General features: G+C 70.0%; 3 protein-coding genes. 2 read left to right on the forward strand and 1 reads right to left on the reverse strand.

What is annotated here, in order from left to right; translation table 11 throughout:
* Positions 1-670 (reverse strand): four-carbon acid sugar kinase family protein (locus AC27VN_RS37850; RefSeq protein ID WP_490879983.1); only part of this gene is annotated, 670 nt, incomplete at its 3' end.
* Between the two features lie 111 nt (positions 671-781).
* On the opposite strand from AC27VN_RS37850, the gene AC27VN_RS37855 reads away from it, so the two are divergent.
* Together AC27VN_RS37855 and AC27VN_RS37860 are read left to right on the forward strand one after the other, a co-directional pair.
* Positions 782-2035, forward strand: a complete 1254-nt coding sequence (locus AC27VN_RS37855; protein ID WP_490879984.1) for an aminotransferase class III-fold pyridoxal phosphate-dependent enzyme — start codon at positions 782-784, stop codon at positions 2033-2035.
* 39 nt (positions 2036-2074) lie between these two features.
* Positions 2075-2880, forward strand: an 806-nt coding sequence (locus AC27VN_RS37860; RefSeq protein ID WP_490879985.1) for an ABC transporter ATP-binding protein, incomplete at its 3' end; no start/stop codon positions are given.

The raw sequence follows: 2880 nt of genomic DNA on the forward strand, positions 1-2880 counted from the left end.
TGCCGGTCATCAGCGGCCAGTCCCAGGTCAGGCCGGCGAGGGCGCGCAGGTCCTCGGGCTCGGCCGCGTCGGCGATCGCGAAGCCGGTGCCCTCGGCCTCGAGCGCGGCCACGTGCGCGCGCATCGCCTCGGGGCCCGCATGCACCACCTGCTGCGGGATCAGGCCGACGCGGGTCTTGGTCTGCCGCTGCAGCGTGCGCACGAGGTTGGGGTCGAGCATCGGCGTCAGCGGGTCGAAGCGCTTGGGCGACTCCGAGATCAGCATCTGGTCGGCGAACAGATGGCCCTGGAACACGCGGCGGCCGGCCTCGGGGAACGAGGGGCAGAAGGCGGTGAGCTTCGCGCCCGTGAGCTCGCGCAACAGGTCGGCGCAGGGGCCGATGTTGCCGTCGTCGGTGGAGTCGAAGGTGGCGCAGTACTTGAAGAAGAGCTGGCGCGCGCCGCGCTCGAGCAGCGCGCGGGCGCCGGCCTCGAAGGCCGCGACCGCGTCGGCCGCCGGCACCACGCGCGTCTTGCGCGCGATCACCACCGCGTCGAGTTCGTCGCCGAGTTCGGCCAGGGCTTCGGGCCGCGTCACGAAGCCGCAGCGCACGCCGTGCGCCACCAGCATCGCGGCCAGTTCCATGCCGCCGGTCAGGTCATCGGCGAGGGCGCCGAACAGTAATGCCATGGGTGTCTCCGATCGTTCTCGTGCGAGGGCGGATGCCGGGTTTGTGAGCTATTGCGCTACAGTAAATATGATATATCATGCCTCAAAACTAACGCAACGAAGGGTTCCCGAATGTCGTCCGCCGCCTCGCAGAACAGGCCGAACCAGCACGATCTCCAGCTCCGGCAACGCGCCGCCAAGGTCGTGCCCGGCGGCATGACGGGGCACCTGAACGCGGCCTCGCTGCCCGCGGGCTATCCGCAGTTCTTCGAGCGCGGCCAGGGCTGCCGCGTCTGGGACGTCGACGGCAACGAATACATCGACTTCATGTGCAGCTGGGGTCCGAACCTGCTGGGCCATCACCATCCGGTGGTCGATGAGGCGGCGCGCAAGCAGCAGGCCCTGGGCGACTGCCTCGACGGCCCCACGGCGCGCTTCGTCGAACTGGCCGAACGCTTCGTCGCGCGCAGCGCCCATGCCGACTGGGTGCTGTTCCAGAAGAACGGCACCGATGCCACCACCGTCTGCCTCATGGTGGCGCGCGCGGCCACCGGCAAGCGCAAGGTGCTGGTTGCGACCAAGGCCTATCACGGTGCCGATCCCTGGTGTACGCCGATCCCCCAGGGCATCACGCCCGAGGACCGCGCGCACCTGATTCACTACACCTACAACGACATCGCGAGCCTCGAGACTGCCGTTGCTCAGGCAGGCACAGACCTCGCGGCCATCGTCTGCGCGGCCTTCAAGCACGACCTGGGCATCGACCAGGAGCTGCCCACGCCCGAGTTCGCGCGCCGTGCCCGCGAACTCTGCGACCAGGCCGGTGCCGCGCTGATCCTCGACGAGGTGCGCGCGGGCTTTCGCGTGCATGCGGGCGGCAGCTGGGAGACCGTGGGCGTGCGGCCCGACCTCAGCGCCTGGAGCAAGTCGATCGCCAATGGTTATGCGCTCGCGGCCGTGACCGGGGTCGATGCGCTGCGCGAGGCGGCCACGCGCATCTACACCACGGGCTCGTTCTGGTCGGGCGGCGTGGCGATGGCCGCAGGCCTCGCGACCATCGAAGTGGCCGATGCGCAGGACGTGGTGGGCCATGTGCAGGCCATGGGCCAGCGTTTCCGCGACGGCATCGCCGCGCAGTCCGCGAGCCATGGGGTGCTGGTGCGCCAGACGGGCCCGGCGGCGCTGCCGCTGATCCTGTTCGACGAAGACCCGGGCTTCGACAAGGGGGCCGTGTTCACGGTCGAGGCGCTGCGCCGCGGCGTCTACCTGCATCCCAAGCACAACATGTTCCTGTCGCTGGCACACACCGTGCAAGACATCGACCTGGCCCTGCAGGCCACCGACGCGGCCTTCGCCGCCGTCGCAGCGCGCTTCGGCCGGCGCTGACGTCCCTATCTCCCGCACGCACCCAAAGGAATCCGCAGCATGGCATCCACGGCAACCCAACCGCCCGTTGCGGGCTCCGAACGCGTCGGCGGTGCCGGCATCGAGATCCGCGGCCTCGCCAAGCGTTTCGGCGCGGTGCGCGCGGTCGACGATGTGTCGCTGAGCGTGCAGCCCGGCGAATTCCTCGCGCTGCTCGGGCCCAGCGGCTCGGGCAAGACCTCGATCCTCATGAGCATCGCGGGCTTCGAGCTGCCCGATGCCGGCAGCATCGCCATCGACGGCCGCGACGTCACCTACCTGCCCGCGAGCCAGCGCAACCTCGGCATGGTGTTCCAGAAGTACACGCTGTTCCCGCACCTCTCGGTGCTCGACAACGTGGCCTTCGGCCTCAAGATGCGCGGCGTGGCGCGCACCGAGCGGCACCGCCTGGCCGAGCAGGCGCTGGCCACGGTGCGGCTCGAGGGCTACGGCAAGCGCATGCCGGCGCAGCTCTCGGGCGGCCAGCAGCAGCGCGTGGCGCTGGCGCGCGCCATCGTCTACAAGCCGAAGGTGCTGCTGATGGACGAGCCGCTGAGCGCGCTCGACAAGAACCTGCGCGAGGAGATGCAGCTCGAGATCAAGCGGCTGCAGTCGCAGCTCGGCATCACGGTGGTCTTCGTCACGCACGACCAGGGCGAGGCGCTGACCATGGCCGACCGCGTGGCGATCCTCAACCAGGGCCGCATCCAGCAGCTCGACGCGCCCAAGGCGCTGTACGAGCGGCCGCGCACGCGCTTCGTCGCGGGCTTCATCGGCGAGACCAACTTCATGCCGGCCGAGATCGGCCCGCTGCGCACCCAGGGTGC

The organism is Variovorax sp. 20P10.2.4 (assembly GCF_058244205.1).